This window comes from Streptomyces sp. NPDC004609 (assembly GCF_042873655.1).
GTDB lineage: Bacteria > Actinomycetota > Actinomycetes > Streptomycetales > Streptomycetaceae > Streptomyces.
In genome coordinates, this window is record NZ_JBIALS010000003.1 from 3,989 (window position 1) to 24,984 (window position 20,996).

The window sequence follows — 20,996 nt, forward strand, 5'->3', positions numbered from 1 at the left end:
AGCGGCTACCGGCTACCGGCTACCGGCTACCGGCTACCGGCTACCGGCTACCGGCTACCGGCTACCGGCTACCGGCTACCGGCTACCGGCTACCGGCTACCGGCCGAGCGTGCTGGGCGGTGGCCGGTGGGTCAAGCAGCCGGGCCGGTGGGGCGGGGGTCAGTAGCGGTAGTGGTCCGACTTGTAGGGGCCCTCGACCTCGACGCCGATGTACGCGGCCTGCTCGGGGCGGAGCGTGGTCAGCTTCACGCCGAGCGAGCCCAGGTGGAGCCGGGCGACCTTCTCGTCGAGGTGCTTCGGCAGCACATAGACGTCGGTCGGGTACTCCTGCGGCTTGGTGAACAGCTCGATCTGCGCGAGTGTCTGGTCGGCGAAGCTGTTGGACATCACGAACGACGGGTGGCCGGTGGCGTTGCCCAGGTTCAGCAGGCGCCCCTCGGAGAGCACGATGATGACCTTGCCGTCCGAGAAGGTCCAGGTGTGGACCTGGGGCTTGACCTCGTCCTTCACGATGCCCGGGATCTTGGCCAGGCCCGCCATGTCGATCTCGTTGTCGAAGTGGCCGATGTTGCCCACGATCGCCTGGTGCTTCATCTTGGCCATGTCCGCGGCCATGATGATGTCCTTGTTGCCCGTGGTGGTGATGAACAGGTCGGCCTTGTCGATGACCTCGTCGAGGGTGGTGACCTGGTAGCCGTCCATCGCCGCCTGGAGGGCGCAGATCGGGTCGATCTCGGTGATGATCACGCGGGCGCCCTGACCGCGCAGGGATTCCGCGCACCCCTTGCCCACGTCGCCGTAGCCGCAGATCACGGCGACCTTGCCGCCGATCAGGACGTCGGTGGCACGGTTGATGCCGTCCACCAGCGAGTGGCGGCAGCCGTACTTGTTGTCGAACTTCGACTTGGTGACGGCGTCATTGACGTTGATCGCCGGGAAAAGGAGGGTGCCGTCGCGGTGCATCTCGTACAGGCGGTGGACACCGGTCGTGGTCTCTTCGGTGACGCCGCGGATCTCGGATGCCAGCCGGGTCCACTTCTGCGGGTTCTCGGAGAGGGTGCGGTTGAGCAGGGAAAGGATGTGGCTGTACTCCTCGCTGTCCGCCGTCGAGGGGTCGGGAGCCTCGCCCGCCTTCTCGAACTCGACGCCCTTGTGGACCAGGAGCGTCGCGTCACCACCGTCGTCGAGAATCATGTTCGGACCGCCGGTGGGCGTGTTGGGCCAGGTGAGGGCCTGCTCCGTGCACCACCAGTACTCCTCCAGCGTCTCGCCCTTCCAGGCGAAGACGGGGACGCCCTGGGGATCGTCCGGAGTGCCGTTCGGGCCGACGGCGATGGCCGCGGCAGCGTGGTCCTGGGTGGAGAAGATGTTGCAGGACGCCCAGCGGACCTCGGCGCCGAGGGCGACCAGGGTCTCGATGAGGACGGCGGTCTGCACGGTCATGTGCAGGGAGCCGGTGACGCGGGCGCCCGCGAGAGGCTGCTGCTCCGCGTACTCCTTGCGGATCGACATCAGGCCGGGCATCTCGTGCTCGGCGAGGGTGATCTCCTTGCGGCCGAAGGCGGCGAGGGAGAGGTCGGCGACCTTGAAGTCCTGGCCGGTGGCGACAGTCGTCATTACGGGCTGCTCCTCGTGATGTTGGTCGAGGGTGGGTAGGGCTCGCTCTGCGGCGGCGGGCACACGAATGCCCGGGCCACACGCAGTGCAGTCCGTCGGAGGCCCTCTCTCCCTCGGCCGGTCCCTGGGGGACCGCCCGACCGCCATCAGCAGCGACGTCTGACTCTGGTCACGAATCTACACCGATCGCCGGTGCGTGCCCCAGCCCGCAGGGGGCGGGATCCGGACATACGGGGCCGATAAGGGGGTGGCCCCGGGCCGTCCCGGAGGTCCGGGGGTGCCGTGGACGGGGTGTCGTACCGGTCGCCGGGCACGCAGGGCTGATGCGGCCGGGCGGTGAGGTGCACGGGAAGGAAGGGGGTAGGGGAAGGCCGAGTGAAGACGAGGCCCCGGCGCCGGTCGGGCTGCCGGGGCTCGGCTTCGTCAGGAGGCCGGCTTCGTCAGGAGGTCAGTAAGAGATCAGTGGGAGGCGTCGGGGGACGGGCCGCCCGGGGACTTCGCCGGGTTCGCGCCCGCCGCCGCGGCCGACTCGCTGTAGATGTCCGGCTCCAGGTAGATCACCCGCGCGATGGGGACGGCCGTACGGATGCGGTCCTCGGCCGCGTTGATCGCGTCGGCGATCTCGGTGGCGGTGTTGTCGTGCCGTACGGCGACCTTGGCGGCGACGAGCAGTTCCTCGGGGCCGAGGTGGAGCGTACGCATGTGGATGAGACGGGTCACGGTGTCGCCGTCGACGACCGCGGCCTCGATCTTCCGCACCTCGTCGACTCCGGCGGACTCCCCCAGCAGCAGCGACTTCGTCTCGGCGGCCAGGACGATCGCGATCAGGATGAGCAGGACACCGATGCAGAGGGTGCCGATGCCGTCCCAGACGCCGTCCCCGGTGGCCAGGGCCACGCTGACACCGGCGAGGGCGAGCACGAGGCCGACCAGGGCGCCGAGGTCCTCCAGGAGGACGACGGGGAGTTCGGGGGCCTTGGCGTGGCGTACGAACTCCTTCCAGGACTTCCCGCCGCGCACGGCGTTGGACTCCTTGATGGCCGTACGGAAGGAGAAGGTCTCGGCGATGATCGCGAAGACGAGGACACCGACGGGCCAGTACCAGGCCTCGATGGCGTGGGGGTGCTTGATCTTCTCGTAGCCCTCGTAGATCGCGAACATGCCGCCGACCGAGAAGAGGACGATGGAGACGAGGAAGGCGTAGATATAGCGCTCGCGGCCGTAGCCGAAGGGGTGCTGGGGTGTCGCCTCGCGGCTGGCCCGCTTGCCGCCGAGGAGCAGGAGGCCCTGGTTTCCGGAGTCGGCGAGGGAGTGGACGCTCTCGGCGAGCATCGACGACGACCCGCTGAACAGGAACGCGACGAACTTAGCCACCGCGATGGCGAGGTTGGCGGCGAGTGCCGCCACGATCGCCTTGGTTCCGCCTGACGCGCTCATGGGTTCCGGGTGTCCCTTCGTGGCGATGGTTCGTTGCTGCCGTGCCCGCGTACGGCGTTGCCGCGTACCGCGTTGGTGCGTGCCGTGGTGGTGCGTGCCGTGGTGGTGCGTACGGCGTCGGGGCCTGGCGCATTGCTGCGTGACGGCCGCGTACCGCGTTGCCGCGTACCACGGGCTGCTTGGTCCAACTGCGTATCTGCTGCGTCCTGCCGGTGCCGCTGTCGCTCGGTGCTGCCCGGGCGGGCGTGGCTCGCTCCGGCCGGACGGGGCGCCATTGTTGCAGTACGGGCGGGCAGGTTCGCGTCAGGCGGCGACGGTGGCCCGGAAGAGTGTTCCCATAAGGCCGCCTGTGCCCGAGATCTCCGTTTTTTCTCCTGCGGGGACGAACACCGACTCCCCGGGGCCGAGGGTCAGTTCGCCCGCGGGAGCGGCGGGTGCCGGTTCGGAGTCCGGCGGTGGCACGTCCGCACCGGTACGGCGGGTTCCGGCGGGCGCGGTACCGGTACCCGTACCGGACACGGTGATCCGGCCCGCCGTGCAGAGCAGGATCTGCGGGGCGGGCGTGGTGAGATCGCGCGGTGCCGCGTCGCGGGCGACGAGATAGCGGGAGAGGCGGAACTCGCCGGCCGGGGTGTCGTACACCTCTTCGCCGGCCGGTGACGCCTCGGGGCGCAGCACGGTGGGTTCGGTCGGTTCGAAACGGACGACCCGCAGCAGTTCGGGGACGTCCATGTGCTTGGGGGTGAGTCCGCAGCGCAGGACGTTGTCGGAGTTGGCCATGATCTCGACGCCCATGCCGCCGAGATACGAGTGCGGGACTCCGGCGCCGAGGTACAGGGCCTCGCCGGGCTGGAGCCGGATGTGATGGAGCAGCATCGCGGCGATGACACCCGGGTCGCCGGGGTAGTGGCGGGCGATGTCCGCGTACGGGGCGTACGGGCCGCCGAGCCGGTCCGCGGCGGCGGCGGCCTCGGCGACGGTCTCCGCCATCTCCTCGCGGTCGGCGGTCAGGACCGCCGTCAGGATCTCGCGGAGCGCGGCGTCCTCCGGCCGGGCGTGCAGCAGATCGACGTACGGCTTGAGGGAGTCGACGTCGAGTCCGGCGAGGAGTTCGGCGGACGCGAGGGGCGCACGGAATCCGCACAGGCCCTCGAAGGAGGTGAGCGCGCAGATCAGTTCGGGCTTGTGGTTGGCGTCCCGGTAGTTGCGGTGCGGGGCGTCGACGGGGATACGGGCGCGTTCCTCGGCGGCGTAACCCTCTCGGGCCTGCGCGAGGTCGGGGTGGACCTGGAGGGAGAGCGGGGCCCCGGCGGCGAGGATCTTGAGCAGGAACGGGAGGCGGGGGCCGAACCTTCCGGCGACCCGGCCGCCGAGTTCACGTACGGGGTCGGCGGCGATCACGTGGTCGAGCGGCCCCCGGTCGAGATGGGAGGGGGCTCCGGGATGTGCGCCCATCCACATCTCGGCCTGTGGCTCGCCGGTGGGCTCGGTGCCGAGCAGCTCAGGGATGGCGCTCGTGGATCCCCAGGCGTACGGGCGCACGGTGTTGGAGAGGCGGTCCATGATCTTCTTCCTGCGTGGTGCGGCGTGCGGCTGTGACGTCGGCGTCAGGTGGGTGTGTCCGCGGTCGCGAGCGCGAGGTACACGGCGGCGAAGTCGGTGACGCCGAGCAGTTCGGCGATCGACTCCAGGTCGGTGCCGTCCTCCGGTTCCAGCTCGCTGATCGCGGTGTCGTGGCTGAGCGCGAGTTCACGGGCGGCGGGGGCGGCCGTCAGTCCGCCGGTGGGGCGGTCGCGGAGCAGGACCACACGGGCGCGCAGGGCCTGTGCCTCCGCCACGCGGTCGCGGAAGAAGTCGTCCGGGTCCGCGCCGGCGGCGAGGCCGCCCACGAGCAGGACGCCGTGGGCGGGGAGGGCCTCCGGTAGTTCGGCGGCCAGGGCGGGGCGGCCGGCCAGCTCGGCCAGTACTGCGGCGAAACGGCGGCCCGCGGGGGCCGCGCCCGTGCCCTCGGTCCAGATCAGCGGGAGGCTGTCGGCGAGTTCGGCGGCGAGGGTCTTGGCCGGGTTGCTGTACGTGGCGATGGCCGGGCCGCAGCGCTCGGCGGCGCGGTCGAGGCGGTCGGCGACCCTGGCGAGGGTCTCCGGGGGCGCTTCGAGCAGACCGACGCGGTCGAGGAGCGCGAGGAGGGGGGTGAACAGGGCCCAGAGCGAGCCCGGGCCTGCCGCGAGGGTCTCCTCGTCCAGTTCGTGCGGGGCGGTGGCCATGGGGACGACCAGGCCGTGCGTGCCGTCGACGGCCTCGGCGAGCGGGGAGCGCTGCGGGGCGACGGCGACCACGCTGCAGCCGTGGCGGTACGCCTGCTCGGCGAGGAGCGCGAGGCCGGGTTCGCTGCCGTCGGTGGTCACGACGAGCAGGAGGTCGAGGGAGCCCGCCCAGCCGGGGAGCGCCCAGCGGAGGGCTCCGGCGGCGGGGGCGACGCCGGTGGGGTGCAGGCGGGTGACGGGGGCAGCGGCCCCCGCGAGTGCGCCGATCAGGTCGGCGACACCGCCGGCGGCGGTGCCGGAACCCGCGATGAGGACGGCGCGGGGGCGGCCCTCGGGCTTCAGTTCGGCGATTCCCGCTTCGGCGGCGTGGCGCGCGGCGGTCCGTACTCTGGCCCCCGCGTCCGCCGCACCGCGGAGCAGTCCCCTCCGGTCGGCGCGGGCGAGGGCTTCCGGGTCGTCGAGGAGTGACTCGTCGAGCATGGGGTGGGGCCTCCGATCGCCGGGGTTGCCGGGGGATCGCCGTTCGGTCGCGGTGGTCGCGGTCGGGTCGCGGTGGTCGCGGCTTGGCGCCCTACCTTAGGGCCGGGGGGCGGGCCGCGGGGTTCAGGCCGGGCGCCGGGCTTCGTCGACGAGGAGTACGGGGATGTCGTCCCGTACGGGGTAGGCGAGGCCGCAGTCCGTACCGGTGCAGATCAGCTCGGGGGTGTCCGCGGCGCTGCCGTCGCTCAGGGGTGCGTGACAGGCGGGGCAGGCGAGGATGTCGAGAAGACCGGCGTCGAGCGACATGGTGCGGGGTCCCTTCGGGGGCGGCGACGGTGGTCGCGGCGACTGTTGCTGTGACTGCTGTGGTGACTGTGGCGTAGGACGGTGGTGTGGCTGTCCGGTCGCCGTGCGGCGGCGTTGCCGGGCATCGGCGAACGCGGTCGCGGGCGAGCGGATCGGGCCACGTCAGGGTACCGCTGGGGGGACGTGTGCGGCGTGTTCTGTCCGGTGGGGGTACGGGGTTCCGGTCCGGGTTTCCGATACGGGAGCGGGGGTTCCGGTACGGGAGCGGGTACGGGTTGCCCGGGGTCGGGAGGATGCCCGGAGGTTCCGGTACGGGGAGCAGGTACAGGTTGCCCCGGGTCGGGAGGTTGCCCGGGGCGCGGGGTCCTGTTCCCACCCACCCGCCCTGAGGAACTTGGTGTGCGGGTACTGCGTACCCCCACACCCCCGGAGCGGCAGCTGCGCGCCGCCGCGCCCGGTCGGTGGCGGCCGGTTGGACCAGCCGCCCGGACGGGCCTGACGCACGAGCCCCGGCGCCATCGCCCTCGCCGGGTCCCCCTGGAGCGGCAGCCGCGCGCTGGCGCGTAGCTGTGAGGTCCTGGCCGACCGGCCCGACGAATCTGATGCACGGACCCCCGGCGACATCGCCCCGGCAGACCGCCGGAACAGCACCTACGCGCCACCCAGATCGGCTGGGACCCGGTCGGTCGGCCGGGCGACCCCGCCAGAGCACAGGCACGGGCCCGGCGGGACCGCCGGAACAGCAACTGCGCGCTGGCGCACTCGACAGGGTGGGCGATGAGCCCGGCCACCCGGCGAACCGCACGCACAAGCCCACGGCACCCCGGAACAGCGCCTACGCGCCACCCCGATCGGCCCGGTCCGGCCAGTCGGCGCCGCCAGCCCGACGGGCCCGGTACGCCCCCGGAGTGGCAGCTGCGCGTCGACGGGCGAGGGCGACCCACAGCCCCAGCAGGCCGGATAATCGCAGTCCTCCGCCGCCCTGTCAGGCGGCGGAGGCCCCGTACAGGGGCCCCGGTCCGACGGGCCCGGCGCCCAGCCTGGTGGGCGGGGCGGTGACGCAGCATGTGGGCGCCGGGCAGAGGTGAAGGTCGGTGAGGCACGGGAGCCACTGCCCAAGAGCCGACCCCGCGCCCCGACGAACAGCTCCCCCGCCTGCGGAACCCGCAGTGACCGGGCCCGTACCGCTTCGGCCCCCGTACCCGAACCCCGGAACGGCAAGGGCGCCCGACACGCCGGGTCCGGACCGGACCCGGTGTGCGGCGGCTCAAGGCCCAACGCTGGAGGTCACGCCCACCCGGGCCCCGCCCCGCCCGGGCCCCCGGAGCACCTCCACGCAGCCCCGCCCGGCCCCGGAGCACCGAGCGCCGCTCTGTGCCGCCGTACAGCAGCACAGCCGTACAAGAGGACACATCGCGCGGGCGGTGGGCTACCGGGCGAACCGCCCGCGCGGGGGCTTGGGCGGAGGGTCAGGGGGTGTGGATCAGGGCGAGGACCTCGTCGCGGATCTTGGCGAGGGTGGCGGGGTCGCGGGCCTCGACGTTGAGGCGGAGGAGGGGTTCCGTGTTGGAGGGGCGGAGGTTGAACCACCAGTCGGAGGTGGAGAAGGTGAGGCCGTCGAGGGTGTCGAGGGTGACGTCGGAGCGGGACGCGAACGCGGAGCGGACGGCGGCGGTGGAGGCGGCCTGGTCGGAGACCGTGGAGTTGATCTCGCCGGAGCCCGCGTAGCGGTCGTACTGGGCGACCAGCTCCGACAGCGGCCCGTCCTGGGTGCCGAGGGCCGCGAGGACGTGGAGGGCCGCGAGCATGCCGGTGTCGGCGTTCCAGAAGTCGCGGAAGTAGTAGTGGGCGGAGTGCTCGCCGCCGAAGATCGCGCCGGTGCGGGCCATCTCCTGCTTGATGAAGGAGTGGCCCACGCGCGTACGTACGGGGGTGCCGCCGTTCTCGCGGACGACCTCGGGGACCGACCAGGAGGTGATCAGGTTGTGGATCACCGTGCCGCCGGGGTGCTTGGCCAGCTCGCGAGCGGCGACCAGCGCGGTGATCGCGGACGGCGAGACGCCCTCGCCGCGCTCGTCGACGACGAAACAGCGGTCGGCGTCACCGTCGAAGGCGATGCCGATGTCGGCGCCCTCGGCGCGGACGCGCTGCTGGAGGTCGACGATGTTCGCCGGGTCCAGGGGGTTGGCCTCGTGGTTGGGGAAGGTGCCGTCGAGCTCGAAGTACATCGGGACGAGGGTGACGGGGAGCGACTCGAAGACCGTGGGGACCGTGTGGCCGCCCATGCCGTTGCCCGCGTCCACGACCACCTTGAGCGGGCGCATGGCCGACAGGTCCACCAGGGAGAGCAGATACGCCGCGTACTCGGAGAGGGTGTCGTGCTCGGTCACCTTGCCGGGCTCGGCGACCGGCTCGGGGGCCCCTTCCCCGGACCAGGTCTCGGCCAGCGCGCGGATGTCCGCGAGGCCCGTGTCCTGGCCGACGGGGGACGCGCCCGCGCGGCACATCTTGATGCCGTTGTACTGGGCGGGGTTGTGCGAGGCGGTGAACATCGCACCGGGCAGCCCGAAATGGCCGGAAGCGAAGTAGAGCTGGTCCGTGGAACAGAGCCCGATCAGGGTGACGTCCGCGCCGCGCGCCGCGGCCCCGCGCGCGAACGCGCCGGAAAGCCCCGGCGACGACGGGCGCATGTCATGGCCGACGACGATCGCGTCGGCCTCCGTCACCTGGACGAACGCCGCGCCGAACAACTCGGCGAGGGACTCGTCCCACTGATCCGGCACCACCCCGCGGACGTCGTACGCCTTCACGATCTGCGACAGATCAGCAGCCACTGGCCGGCCTTCCTGGAGTCTCTGCGGTCTTCTCGTGCGAGTCAGCCCAAACTATCCGAACACTTCAGTCCTGGCCGTACCGCGGGTCCACTGACTCGGGTGCCAGCCCGAGCAGTTCGGCCACTTGCTCCACGACCACCTCATGGACGAGAAGGGCCCGCTCCTCGCGGTTCTTCGTACGGATCTCGACCGGCCGCCGGTAGACGACGATCCGGGCACGGCGGCCCTTCTGCGCGGGGAACGAGGTGCCGAGCGGCACGGTCTCCTCGGGGGCGGCCGGCACGTCCAGTACGAGGAAGTCCACCTCGGCGAGCTGGGTCCAGCGCCGCTCCAGCCGCTCCACCGAGTCCTGGACAAGATCGCGGAAGGTTTCCGCACGGCTGGCGGCGAGGGGTACCTGGGGCGGGGCGACGGGCCCCCGCATACCGCGTCCGTGGCGATCGCGGCGGCGGGGCCGCGGCTCCGGCGGACGAGGTCTGCCCGGCTCGCTCGGGTGGGGCGGTACGGAACTGTCCATCACTCACGCAGGGTAGCTCTCCGGGGCCCGCCTGATCGGGTCAGCGCACGGCACGGCCACCCGGGAGGCACCCGTCGGCGCGAACGCCCGGACGACGGGCCGGCGGGCGCCTCGGCAGGGGCACGGGCTGCGCCCCGACGGGCGGGGGGACCGAGGCGTCCGCGGGCAGGCGCCGGGGCCGACGGCGAGGGGGAAGCCCGCGGGCCCGCAGACGTGATAGTGGGGACGAAGCCCGCAGGCCCGCAGAGGCGACCGCGAGGACGGAGCCCGCAGGTGGGACGGCAGGCGGGGGTGGCCGGCGGGACCTGTCCTCCGCGGCGGCCCGCGCCCCCGCCCGTCGCCCCCGCGCGGTCGGGCAGGTCCGCGAAGACGGGGACGGCGGCCGGCCAGCAGGCCGGATCGGCACGTGCGGCAGCCAGGCCGGACGGGCGGGTCCGCGGGGCGTCGGCGAGGGGCCGCCGGGGCCCGGCGGGAGAGCCGACGAGCGGGTACCGCGGCGGTACCGAGAGCGGTACGGAAAGGCGGCGCCGAGGGCGTGTCGGCAATTGACCGTTCCGACGGTTCTTGGGGTCGGTTGCGTACCCGGCGGCGATCGCCGAGCGGTCGTCGAATGACCTGATTTACGTCACGTCATGACCGCTTCACGAGCTGTGACCACTCCCCCTCCGCTCCTTACCCGCAGGTCAGAAGGGGTCTTGGGGAGCCCCGGGTAACGCGGATCACACCACGACACGGTGGAGTGACCTGGTGGAGAGTCGTCGCAGCCCGTTCAAGAGTGCGGTACCGTCCAACATCGTGAGCCCTGTACGTCGATGTTCGCGCACCGCGTGCGGCCGCCCCGCCGTCGCGACACTGACGTACGTCTATGCCGATTCGACCGCGGTCCTCGGCCCGCTCGCCACGTATGCCGAGCCCCACTGCTACGACCTGTGCGCCGAGCACAGCGAGCGTCTGACCGCCCCGCGCGGCTGGGACGTCGTACGGCTCACCGACGGCTCGGCTCCGGCAAGGCCCAGCGGTGACGATCTGGAGGCCCTCGCCAACGCCGTGCGGGAAGCCGCCCGTCCCCAGGGACGTCCGGCCGCCGAGGCGCAGAACGGACGGCGGTCCGCCGATCCGATGGAGGTCGCCCGGCGCGGGCATCTGCGCGTACTGCGGTCGCCCGACTCCTGACCCGTACGGCCGCACGGCGCCTGCCCCACCCGCGCGGCCCGTTCGGGCAGCCTGTTCACGCATGCCACTCGCGTATCCCACTCGCGCAGTCCGTTCGCACGGCCTCTGGAGCGTTAACCGCTCGGCTGCCCCGCCCTCACGCCTCCGCTCGCCCGTCAGTCGTCGAGCACCGACAGGTCCTGTTCCGCCTTCGGGACCGAGACCGTGCCCCGGTCGTCCGGCAGCGTCTGGACCGTGAACATCGCGATGCCGTCCTTCGGCAGCGACAGCGTGCGGGACGCGTGCACCGGACCGCCGGATTCCGTCTCGACGGTCAGGGCGTACGAGCCCTTCAGGCCGTCCGGTACGGGCGGGGTGAACGCCAGGGTTGTCCCCCCCTTGACCGTGTACTTCTTGACCACCGGGGTCCCGCCGCCGGTGCCCGCGGACGCGGTGACCCTGACCTGGGCGGTGGCGCCGGGCGCGGTGAGGGCGAGCGTGGAGCCCTGGGCGCGGTTGTCGGCGACGCTCGCGCGCTCGCCCACCGGCGCGGCGGCCGGGATGAAGGCCACCTCCTGCTTGGCGCCCGTGCCCCGGACGATCCGCAGCGCCGCGACGACCGGGGTCCGCCCGGCGACCCGGGAGGGGCTGAGGATCAGGGAGCCCGCCTCGCCCTTGGTGAGGTCCTTCAGATCGAGGCTCGCGGTCATACCGGACTTGACCCGCAGGGTCTCGTGCCCGGCCGGGACGATCGTGCCGCCGGCCGCCGCGAGCTGGACCTTGAGATCGGCGTCGTCGTCCCCGGGGGCGAAGGCGACCAGGCGTACCGAGGTGGCGTCGGCGGGGATGCCGGGCAGGACGACCGTCGGGGCGGGTGCGGCCGAGGCGGCGAGCCAGTCGCTGCCCGTCCGGTCCTCGGCGGCCCGCAGGACCGCGCCGACCCGGCCCGAACGGGTCGAGACATGGACGGTGAGATCCCAGGTGGCCTCGGAGGTCAGGGTGGACAGCAGTACCGGGACGCTGGCTCCGGCCGGCACCGGGATGCCGTCGGTGAGCGTTGTCTTCACCGGGCCGGTCCTGCCGTACAGCTCGATGTCGACGACGGCGGGGGTGTCGTCGGGGTTGGTGAGATGGACGTAGTCCTGGCGTTCCTTGGCGGTGGAGGCGCCGGGGAACCAGAAGTCGGTGTCGGGGCCGGTGCAGGTGGTGCCGAGCAGTCCGCGGGCGTCGCCCGCGGTGACCGTGGTGGTCTGCTGGGTGGTCCAGCCGGGTGCGAGAGGGCCCGTGGCGGTGCCGATGAGCGCGGGGGCGTCACCGCCGCTCGCCTTGGCGGCGGCGGGCGTGCCGGGCTCCTTGAGGGAGACGACCGGCTTGTCCGCGTCGGGCTTCCTGGCCGTGGCCCTCCTCGCGTCGGGCTTCTTCGTACCGGCCTTGTCCGAGGGGGCCTTCCTGGGCTCGGCCGCCGGGTCCGTGGCCGACGGCTTGAGGTCCGCCGTACCGGACGCCTCGGCCCCACCGGAGCCGCCTGACCCACCGGAGCCACCTGCTCCACCCGAGCCGCCGCTCGCCGCCGCCGGGGTGAAGGAGGTGTACTCCGTCTCCGCGATCTCCGAGGTACTGGGAGCGGGACAGAGCAGGCTGGAGCGCTCGACCGGGAGCCGGGCGGGGGCCTTCGCGGCCGTGGCCCGGTCCCCGCCGTCGGGTGCGGTGACCGTGGCGACGGCGGTGATCGCGGCGAGGGCGGTCGCGGTGGCGAGCAGGGAGATGGTCGTGCGCTTCACTCTGTCTCGCCTCGCGTCGCGTGGGGATCGGCCGGGTAGCCCCGGTAGTCGGGGTCGGTCCCCGCCGGGTCCGGGTGGGTGGGGTTCGGCGGGCCGGGGTCCCCGTAGGCGGGGTCGGCCGGGTACGGATCGGTCCGGTACGGGTCGGCCGCGTACTCCTCGGACTGATAGGCGCCGGGCTGGTAGGACTGCGGGTACGGGCCCGGGGCCTGGTCCTGCGCCTGGTCCTGGCCGTAGGCGCCCTGGTACGGATCGGTCCGGTAGGGGTCCGCCGGGTACTCCTGCTGTGCGTACCGGCCGGTCCCGTACGCGTACTGCTCCTGGTACCCGCCCTGCGCGGGTCCCTCGGTGTGCCCCTGTCCCTGTCCCTGCCCGTGGCCGTGGGCCGGGTCCTGCGCCGGGTCCTGGCCGTAGGACGTGCCGGGCACCCCGTACGACTGGTCCCGGCCCTGCCCCTGGGCGGGAATCCGCGCCGCCTGCGGCTGTCCGGGAGCCTGGGCACCGGGGCCGGTGTCCCAGCCGCCGTACGGGTCCTGTGCACCGGTCCCCGGGAGGTCGTACGGATCGGCGGCCGGTCCCCCGGGCGGCTGCGACGGCGGCGCGGGGGTGGCGGCCCGGGCCGCCTGGGCCTCCTGGGCGGCCTGGGCACGCAGTCGGCGGGCCCTGCGGCCCTCGCCGTCCACGGGCTGGGCGGGCACGGCGGCGACGGCCTCCTCCGGGAGGTCGTCGTCGACCTGCGTACGCCTGCCGGGCAGCGCGAGCACGACCAGGACGAGCACCAGGAACGCCTGGGCCCAGATCCAGACCGTGTGGGTGACGGGCTCGTCGTACGTCAGATCCAGCCGGCCCCCGTCGGTGGGCAGTTCAAAGCCCTGTGCCCAGCCGTCGACGGTCGTCTTCTTCAGCGCGCGGCCGTTCAGGGTCGCCTTCCAGCCGGGGTCGGCGCGGTCGGCGATCCGCAGGACGCGGTCGCGGCCCTCCTCACCCGCCGGGATCTCGGCGTGTGCCTCGACGGCCTGGGAGGCCACGGGCAGCGGGTCCTCCGTCCCGCTGACGATGGTGGCGCGCGCGACCTGGCGGTCGACGCGCCACAGCGCGCTGCCGTCGAGCTGGCTGAGGCGGCTGAGGCCCGGGGTCGCGTCCAGGACGCGGCCGGTCTCGCGCGGCGCTCCGTCGCGTACGAGGACGTAGCGGATCGCGAAGCCGCTCAGCTCGCTGGTCTGGTCGGCGCCGGAGCCCGCGACGAGATGGGCGACGACCTTGTCGAGGCGGGCGTCGCCGCTGCCGGCCTCGGCGAGTTCGGCGTCACCGAGGCGTCCGCCGGATCCGCGGACGAGCGTGTACGGGACCTCGGCGGCGGAGGTGCCGCCGAGGACGAGGGTGCGGGGCTGGTCGCGGGTGCCGCTCTCCTCGGCGACGAACGCGGGGACCTGGACGGGGTCGCGGCGCTCCAGCGGACCGTCGGCGCCGGTGATCATCCAGACGGCGGCGAGGTGGAGCGGGGCGAGTCCGGCCGCCGCGGCGACGATGATGGCGAGCGGCTGGCGCCAGCCGAAGCTCTGGGAGGAGACGCGGGTGCGGCCCAGCTCCGCGCCGAGGACGGCCGCGGCGATCAGGGCGATCCCGTAGACGAGGGTGGCGGGTCCGGCCCAGGCGGAGCCGTTGGAGAGGACCGCGAGAACGAGCCCGGCGAGGGCCACGGCCCAGGCGGTGCGGATCGCGAACTGCCGGTCCTCGCGCAGCAGGGCGGAGAGCGCGGCGACGACGACGCCGATGAGCAGCAGGGTGCCGGCCGCCTTCGGGCCGCCGGGTGCGATGGCGAGCAGGTCGGTCGCGGACGCGGTGCCGCTGCCGATGTCGAGTCCGGCCTCGCGGAAGAAGGAGGACGGGCTGCTCAGCAGGGTGAGCGACCAGGGCGCGAGGACGAGCATCGGGGTGCCGGTGGCGGCGAGGAAGCGGAGCGCGTACGCGGTGATGTCGTCGCGGCGCAGAACGAGGACGCCGATGCCGAGGACGACGGCCAGCGGCCAGACGACGGGGGTGAACGCCGTGGTCACCGTCAGGAGCAGGGCGTACGCCCAGGTGGCGCGCCAACTGCCCCGGGCGCCGCCGTGGAAGCCGTGGGCGGAGACGGCGGCGCGGGCGATCAGCGGCAGCAGGACGGCGAGGACGGCGGTACCGAGCCGGCCGGTGGCGAGCGCTCCGGTGGCGGCGGGCAGGAAGGCGTAGGTGACGCTCGCCCAGGCCCGCAGCAGACGGGAGGTGACCAGCGGCCGGGAGGCGAAGTACGCGGAGAGCCCGGCGAGCGGCACCGAGCAGACGAGCAGCACGGTGAGGGCGAAGCCGGTGGAGCCGAGGAAGAGGGTGGACAGGGCCGCGAGGACGCCGAGGTAGGGCGGGGCGGTCTGGGTGCCGCCGGTGGACAGGGGGTGCCAGGCGTCGGCGTAGCGCGACCACAGGTCGGAGACGTCGCCGGGGGCGGGCAGCAGGGCGCCGCCCGCGAGCGCGCCGCCGGCGAAGAGATCGCGGCAGGCGACGACGGAGACGACGAGGAGCAGGGCGAAGAGGACGGGCGCGGGTTTGCGGGCGATCTTCTTCAGCCGCGCGAACTGCTCGATCTCCAGATAGTCGGCGTCGTCGCCGCCGGGGCCGGATTCGACGACGCCGTGGCGGGAGCCGCCGGTCTCGGAGTCGCCGCCTCCGCCGAGGTGGCCCGCGATCTGCTCGACGGTGGCGCGGACGGTGGCGCCCGGGGGCGGGAAGAGGGGGCGCAGTTCGCCCGCCTCGACCCGGCGGGCGGATGTGCGCGCGCGCCGTCCGGCGAGGATCCGCTCGGGGCGCAGGAGGGTGCCGAAGAGGCCCATGACCTCGTCGACGGCCTGACCGGGGGCCTTGCCGACGAGGTAGGCGAGGGTGCGGAGCAGGGTGCCCAGGACGATGCGCAGCAGGACGTACGGGAGGGCGGCGGCGCGGGTGTTGGTGAGCAGCGTGTAGACCGCTCCGGCCTTGTCGACGCGGTGGGGGTTGGCGACGGAGCGGCCCGAGCAGTCGACGGTACGGCGTTCGCGGGCGGCGGCCTCGGCGTGCCGCAGGACCGCGTCAGGGGCGATGAGGACGCGGTGACCTGCGCTGTGGGCACGCCAGCAGAGGTCGACGTCGTCGCGCATCAGCGGGAGCCGGCGGTCGAAGCCGCCGAGCTGTTCGAAGACGTCCCGGCGGATGAGCATGCCGGCGGACGACACGGAGAGGACGGATCTGACCTGGTCGTGCTGGCCCTGGTCCTGCTCGCGCCGGTCCAGGCCGGTCCAGCGGCGTCCGCTGTTGGCGATGGAGACGCCCGCTTCGAGGAGCTGCTTGCGGTCGTACCAGCCGCGGAGCTTGGGGCCGACGATCGCGGCGTGCTCGTCGGAGTCGGCGACGCTCAGCAGCCGGCCGAGGGCGCCGGGCTCGGGCGCGCTGTCGTCGTGGAGGAGCCACAGCCACTGCACCGGCTCGCCGTACGGCAGTTCCGGCATGTCGTACGCCTCGTCCTGCCAGGTCCTGGTGACCGGGTCCCAGCCGCTGGGCCGCTTCAGATAGGGCAGCTCGTCGGGGGTGAGCACCCCGGCGGTACGGGCGGCCTCGTCGACGGCGGCGCCGAATCCGGTACGGCGGGCCAGATGCAGCACCCGGTCGGCGCCGAGCGCCTCGGTGAGCAGCCGCGCGGAGTCGTCGGCGCTGCCGGTGTCGGCGGCGATGACGTTCTGTACGGGGCGTTCCTGGCCGAGAAGTCCGGCGAGGGTGTCGGAAAGCCAGCGTGCGCCGTCGTGCGAGACGAGTACGGCGGTGACGACATGCCGCGGGAATTCCTGCGGGTGCGCGGGGGTGAACGCGGCTGTGGTGGCGGACATCGAGGTACGGGCCCTCCGGCCAGGGGGTCGCCCCTCTGGGGCGCTGAAGCGTCTGGGACGGGGCCCCACCCTAACGGTAGGCGCCTTGCGTGTGACCCGTGTTGCCCGTGGCCCTGGTCAACGGTGGGCTGACCAGGGGCGGGACGGCGTGGAAGGGGCGGGTCGGAACGGGACGGGTGGCGGCGGAACCGGCCGGACCGGGAGCGGGCGGACGGGGAGCGTTCCGGACGCGGGGCAGAGCGGGCGGGGGCAGGGCTGGGCGGGACAGAGCGCGGCGGGACGCGGCCGGGCGGGGCGCGGACCATGAGCGCTCCGGTCGTCGGCGGGGGCGGACGCGGGCGCTCCGCCACAGGCAGCAGGATCGGCGCGGGCGCACCCGGCCGGGCGCGGAGCCGGCGGGCTGCGTTCACCGCATGGAGTACGGCGGACCTGGCGCGGGCCCGATCACCCGTCAGGCGAAGGCGCGGCCACCGGAGGCGGGCCGGCCCACGGGTCGGGTGCCCCGGTCCGGGGTGCCCGCGCGGGGCTCGCGGCGGCTGCCGGGCGGATTCCGGCCGCCGCGACCGCCTCCGCGATCGTCTCCGTGACGCAGAACGGTCCGCCGTGGGCGCGGAAGGCGCGCGTGGCGGACCGTGGTGCGACGCGGTCAGAGGCGTAACACCCCTTCCGGCGCCTGGTATTCGGTGTGTGCGGGATATACCGGCCGACTGCTCGGACCCACCGGTCCGCACCGGATTCAGACCGCCGCCTTCTTCAGCCGGCGCCGCTCCCGCTCCGAGAGCCCGCCCCAGATGCCGAATCGCTCGTCGTTGGCGAGGGCGTACTCAAGGCATTCCGAGCGGACTTCGCAGGCGAGGCAGACCTTTTTCGCCTCGCGGGTGGACCCGCCCTTTTCGGGGAAGAAGGACTCGGGATCGGTCTGGGCGCACAACGCGCGCTCCTGCCAGCCGATTTCGTCGTCCGCGTCTTCGACCAGCAGTTGTTCGAACAGCTCGGTCATGTGCGCCCCTCGTCTGTCTTGGCGTCCCCGTGATGTTGCCGTGATCGATTCGGCCGAACGACACGAGTGAAATTACAAGTGTGTGGATCCGGGCCAGTCAAGCCGAGATCTGCTATTGGGCCCCGTATTCACTCTGCGGAACCAAGGCTATGCGGAAAGTGTTCAAATCACCAAAAAACTGACACTTGCCTGCTGACCGCCCCGCGAACCCCCGCACCCCTCCCCTCTTACGAAGGAAGACGTTGCCGCGTTCGATCTTGTTGCGATCGAGCCACTGAAGCGATCCGGATCACAGTCCGGTCACAGGATCGCCCAGATGTTTACGGCGTGATCGGCGGTGACTGGCGCGAAGTGCGCGGTTGCTGCGCCATGTCTCCGGGGCGCGCACTGCACAAACCTTTCTCCGCTCTCCGTAACCGGATGAGGTGAAACATTAGGGCCAAATCGGCCATTGAGTTGACATCATGGCCACCCAGCCGTCACCGTGGGTCGCATGTCAGCGACCTCCGCGCCTCTCGCGACCCCCGTCCGTGGGTTCCGCAGCGCTGTTCAGGCTCGCTGTCGCTGTTGCCGCCGCTCCTGCTGTTGAAGCCCTAGCGCTCCAGCCGGGCCGTCGGGCGCCCTGACACGGCCCCACCGGCACGTCGGCTCTTCCGGGCTCTCCAGCCCCGCTGCCCTCCCCCGCTGCTCCGCGAGCGTCCGTGTTCGCGCCCGCGGCCCAGCGCGCACCGCACCGGACCCCCCACGTTCTCTGCCGAGGAATCCCGCATCCATGAACAGCGACAGCGACCTCCAGATCGCCGGCGACATCCTTTCCGTACAGCACCTTCTCCGCCCCGCGCCCGAGCACCCGGCCACGGTCGCCGAATTCGCCGGACTCGCGCGCTCCATCGCCGCCGACCGCGCCCAGTGGGCCCCGCTCGTGCGCTACGACGCGACCACCCGCTGGTACCACCGGCTGCGTACCGGGCCCGGCTACGAGGTGTGGCTGCTGTCATGGGTGCCCGGACAGGGCAGCGGGCCGCACGACCACGGGCAGTCGTCCGGGGTGCTGACCGTCCTGGAGGGCCGGCTCACCGAGCGCACCCGCCACGGCGCGCGGGAGCAGGCACCGGGCACTCAGCGAGTGTTCGCGCCGGGTTATGTGCACGAGGTGATCAATGATTCGCTCGAACCGGCGGTGTCCCTGCACATCTACTACCCGGGTCTGACCGAGATGCCCATGCACACCGCCCGGTGCGCCCCGGACGCCCAGGATGTCGTACGCGCCTGAGAAGCTTGTCGTTATGCGCATTGTGGTTCTGGCCGGCGGCATCGGCGGCGCCCGTTTCCTGCGCGGTCTCCAGCAGGCCGCGCCCGAGGCGGACGTCACGGTGATCGGGAACACCGGTGACGACATCCATCTGTTCGGGCTGAAGATCTGTCCGGACCTCGACACCGTGATGTACACCCTGGGCGGGGGCATCAACGAGGAACAGGGCTGGGGGCGTACCGACGAGAGCTTCCGGGTCAAGGAGGAGCTGGCGGCGTACGGGGTGGGGCCGGAGTGGTTCGGCCTCGGCGACCGTGACTTCGCGACCCATATCGTCCGTACGCAGATGCTCGCCGCGGGCTATCCGCTCAGCGCCGTCACCGAGGCCCTGTGCACCCGCTGGAAGCCCGGAGTGCGGCTGCTGCCGATGTCGGACGACCGGGTCGAGACCCATGTCGCCGTCGAGATCGACGGCGAACGCAAGGCCGTGCACTTCCAGGAGTACTGGGTGAAGCTGCGGGCCTCCGTGCCCGCGGAGGCGGTCGTGCCCGTCGGGGCGGACCAGGCGAAGCCCGCGCCGGGAGTGCTGGAGGCGATCGCCGCGGCCGATGTGATCCTGTTCCCGCCGTCGAACCCGGTCGTCAGCGTCGGCACGATCCTGGCGGTGCCGGGCATCCGGGAGGCCATCGCCGACGCGGGCGTCCCGGTGGTCGGCCTCTCCCCCATCGTCGGGGACGCGCCGGTGCGCGGGATGGCGGACAAGGTCCTCGCGGCGGTGGGCGTGGAGGCGACGGCCGCGGCGGTCGCCTCGCACTACGGCTCCGGGCTGCTGGACGGCTGGCTCGTCGACACCGTGGACGCGGGCGTGGTCGAGGAGGTCGAGGCGGCGGGCATCCGCTGCCGGGCCGTACCGCTGCTGATGACGGACGTCGACGCGGCGGCGGAGATGGCACGGCAGGCGCTGGCACTGGCCGCGGAGGTCACGGCATGAGTACGGACGTGGATCCGGGAGCGGTCGCGGCCTCCGGCACGGGAGCGGACGCGGACCCCACGACGGGTACGGGACCCCTGGCGCGTACGGGTACGGGACCTGCGACGGATACGGATACGGGCGCGGGTGCCGATGCCGGGGGCGCCGGCAGCGGCGGTGCCGGGGCGGGCCGGGTCGCGTACGAGGTCCGGGCGACGGCCGGACTGCCGGAGATCAGGCCCGGCGACGATCTCGCGAAGCTGATCGCCGCCGCCGAACCGGGGCTGACGGACGGGGACATCCTCCTCGTCACCTCGAAGATAGTGAGCAAGGCGGAGGGCCGGGTGCTGGCCGCCGAGGACCGCGAGGCCGCCATCGACGGGGAGACCGTCCGGGTGGTGGCCCGGCGCGGCGGTCTCCGTATCGTCGAGAACCACCTGGGTCTGGTGATGGCCGCGGCCGGGGTCGACGCTTCCAACACCCCCGCCGGGACGGTGCTGCTGCTGCCCGCCGACCCCGACGCCTCCGCGCGGGCCATCCGCGAGGGTCTGCGCGCCGCGCTCGGTGCCGATGTCGGCGTCATCGTCACGGACACCTTCGGACGGCCCTGGCGCAACGGGCTGACCGATGTCGCGATCGGCGCGGCCGGGGTGCGGGTCCTCGACGATCTGCGGGGCGGGACCGACGGTTACGGAAATCCCCTGAGCGCGACCGTCACCGCGATCGCGGACGAGCTCGCCGCGGCCGGCGATCTGGTCAAGGGCAAGGCCGAGGGCCTTCCGGTGGCCGTCGTGCGCGGCCTCGGGCATCTCGTGGGCGAGGCGGGCGGCGAGGACGGCGAGGGTGCGCGGGCGATGGTCCGCCCGGCCGCCGACGACATGTTCCGGCTCGGGACGTCCGAGGCGGTACGGGAGGCGGTCACCCAGCGCCGTACGGTCCGGGAGTTCACCGACGAGCCGGTCGACCCCGGCGCGGTGCGCCGCGCCGTCGCCGCGGCCGTCACCGCGCCCGCGCCGCACCACACGACACCGTGGCGGTTCGTCCTCCTCGAATCGGCCTCGTCCCGTGCGGAGTTGCTGGACGCGATGCGGGACGCGTGGATCGCGGACCTGCGGCGGGACGGCAAGTCGGAGGAGTCCATCGCCAAGCGCGTCCGGCGGGGCGAGGTGCTGCGCCGGGCGCCGTATCTGGTCGTCCCGTGTCTGGTGATGGACGGCTCCCACCACTACGGCGACGCGCGGCGCGACGGCGCGGAGCGCGAGATGTTCGTCGTCGCGACGGGCGCGGGCGTCCAGAACTTCCTGGTCGCGCTGGCCGGTGAGCGGCTGGGCTCGGCGTGGGTGTCCTCGACGATGTTCTGCCGTGACGTCGTACGGGACGTGCTGGGGCTGCCGGACGAGTGGGACCCCATGGGCGCGGTCGCGGTGGGGCACGCCGCCGCACCGCCGAAGGAGCGGCCGGTACGGGACGCGGGGGCGTTCATGGAAGTGCGGTAG

The 20,996-nt window shown here is 73.1% G+C and carries 14 protein-coding genes; 4 read left to right on the forward strand and 10 right to left on the reverse strand.

Annotated features, from left to right (window positions below; translation table 11 throughout):
* Nucleotides 1-159: 159 nt before the first annotated feature.
* The 7 genes from ahcY to ACFYT4_RS03415 form a co-directional block, all read right to left on the reverse strand.
* Nucleotides 160-1,617 (reverse strand): adenosylhomocysteinase, encoded by a 1,458-nt coding sequence (ahcY, locus tag ACFYT4_RS03385; RefSeq protein ID WP_389264794.1) that lies wholly within the window; start codon nucleotides 1,615-1,617, stop codon nucleotides 160-162.
* A gap of 459 nt (nucleotides 1,618-2,076) precedes the next feature.
* Nucleotides 2,077-3,054, reverse strand: a complete 978-nt coding sequence (locus ACFYT4_RS03390; RefSeq protein ID WP_389264796.1) for a cation diffusion facilitator family transporter — start codon at nucleotides 3,052-3,054, stop codon at nucleotides 2,077-2,079.
* Between the two features lie 303 nt (nucleotides 3,055-3,357).
* Nucleotides 3,358-4,617, reverse strand: coding sequence for a mannose-6-phosphate isomerase, class I (gene manA, locus ACFYT4_RS03395; protein ID WP_389264798.1), 1,260 nt, complete (start codon nucleotides 4,615-4,617; stop codon nucleotides 3,358-3,360).
* Nucleotides 4,618-4,661: 44 nt separating this feature from the next.
* Nucleotides 4,662-5,798, reverse strand: a complete 1,137-nt coding sequence (locus tag ACFYT4_RS03400) for an SIS domain-containing protein (RefSeq protein WP_389264800.1) — start codon at nucleotides 5,796-5,798, stop codon at nucleotides 4,662-4,664.
* Nucleotides 5,799-5,921: 123 nt separating this feature from the next.
* The gene (locus tag ACFYT4_RS03405; protein WP_389264801.1) at nucleotides 5,922-6,104 is read right to left on the reverse strand and encodes a Trm112 family protein; all 183 of its coding nucleotides are present in this window, start codon (nucleotides 6,102-6,104) and stop codon (nucleotides 5,922-5,924) included.
* A 1,469-nt stretch (nucleotides 6,105-7,573) separates the two neighbouring features.
* A complete protein-coding gene (locus ACFYT4_RS03410; RefSeq protein WP_389264803.1) occupies nucleotides 7,574-8,938 on the reverse strand; it encodes a phosphomannomutase/phosphoglucomutase in 1,365 nt (454 codons plus the stop codon).
* A 64-nt stretch (nucleotides 8,939-9,002) separates the two neighbouring features.
* Nucleotides 9,003-9,455, reverse strand: a complete 453-nt coding sequence (locus ACFYT4_RS03415) for a metallopeptidase family protein (protein ID WP_389264805.1) — start codon at nucleotides 9,453-9,455, stop codon at nucleotides 9,003-9,005.
* 747 nt (nucleotides 9,456-10,202) lie between these two features.
* On the opposite strand from ACFYT4_RS03415, the gene ACFYT4_RS03420 reads away from it, so the two are divergent.
* Nucleotides 10,203-10,628 carry a DUF3499 domain-containing protein gene (locus ACFYT4_RS03420; RefSeq protein ID WP_389264807.1) on the forward strand — a complete coding sequence of 142 codons (426 nt, stop codon included), beginning with the start codon at nucleotides 10,203-10,205 and terminating at the stop codon, nucleotides 10,626-10,628.
* 155 nt (nucleotides 10,629-10,783) lie between these two features.
* On the opposite strand, the gene ACFYT4_RS03425 is transcribed toward ACFYT4_RS03420, so the two are convergent.
* The 3 genes from ACFYT4_RS03425 to ACFYT4_RS03435 all read right to left on the reverse strand — a co-directional run bounded on the left by ACFYT4_RS03425 (nucleotide 10,784) and on the right by ACFYT4_RS03435 (nucleotide 17,278).
* Complete coding sequence (locus ACFYT4_RS03425) at nucleotides 10,784-12,388, reverse strand: DUF5719 family protein (RefSeq protein ID WP_389264808.1); 1,605 nt, start codon at nucleotides 12,386-12,388, stop codon at nucleotides 10,784-10,786.
* The gene (locus ACFYT4_RS03430; RefSeq protein ID WP_389264810.1) at nucleotides 12,385-16,278 is read right to left on the reverse strand and encodes a glycosyltransferase; all 3,894 of its coding nucleotides are present in this window, start codon (nucleotides 16,276-16,278) and stop codon (nucleotides 12,385-12,387) included. The genes ACFYT4_RS03425 and ACFYT4_RS03430 overlap by 4 nt, the downstream gene beginning before the upstream one ends.
* 736 nt (nucleotides 16,279-17,014) lie before the next feature.
* Entirely contained in the window at nucleotides 17,015-17,278 is a 264-nt protein-coding gene (locus tag ACFYT4_RS03435) for a WhiB family transcriptional regulator (RefSeq protein ID WP_006348971.1), read from the reverse strand.
* A gap of 772 nt (nucleotides 17,279-18,050) precedes the next feature.
* Here ACFYT4_RS03435 and ACFYT4_RS03440 point away from each other — a divergent pair.
* The 3 genes from ACFYT4_RS03440 to ACFYT4_RS03450 are packed head-to-tail and all read left to right on the forward strand — an operon-like array spanning nucleotide 18,051 to nucleotide 20,996.
* Entirely contained in the window at nucleotides 18,051-18,551 is a 501-nt protein-coding gene (locus tag ACFYT4_RS03440) for a cysteine dioxygenase (RefSeq protein WP_389264813.1), read from the forward strand.
* A 13-nt stretch (nucleotides 18,552-18,564) separates the two neighbouring features.
* Nucleotides 18,565-19,521, forward strand: a complete 957-nt coding sequence (gene cofD, locus ACFYT4_RS03445; protein WP_389264815.1) for a 2-phospho-L-lactate transferase — start codon at nucleotides 18,565-18,567, stop codon at nucleotides 19,519-19,521.
* Nucleotides 19,518-20,996, forward strand: coding sequence for a coenzyme F420-0:L-glutamate ligase (locus ACFYT4_RS03450; protein WP_389264817.1), 1,479 nt, complete (start codon nucleotides 19,518-19,520; stop codon nucleotides 20,994-20,996). Before cofD ends, ACFYT4_RS03450 begins: the two co-directional genes overlap by 4 nt.